Source organism: Hespellia stercorisuis DSM 15480 (genome assembly GCF_900142165.1).
In the GTDB taxonomy this organism is placed as follows: Bacteria; Bacillota; Clostridia; order Lachnospirales; family Lachnospiraceae; genus Hespellia; species Hespellia stercorisuis.
The window spans coordinates 1-206 of record NZ_FQZY01000003.1; the positions used below are offsets into that span (position 1 = coordinate 1).

Here is a 206-nt window from a genome sequence, read left to right on the forward strand (position 1 = left end):
TCCGGGGTTCGGACCGTATAATTGATTCAAAAGTTGGAGCAGAATGGTTTTGGGAAAGCCAGCCAAAGAGAGTGAAAGCCTCGTAAGCGAACAATGATTGACATGACGGGATCCAGAGTACCACGAGACACGAGAAACCTTGTGGGAATATGCGGGGACCACCCCGTAAGGCTAAATACTACTTAGTGACCGATAGCGCATAGTAC

Annotated in this window: 1 rRNA gene; it reads left to right on the forward strand. The window is 48.5% G+C overall.

The features are described 5' to 3' along the window. A 23S ribosomal RNA gene (locus tag BUB85_RS00015) occupies nucleotides 1–206 on the forward strand; the annotation flags it as partial.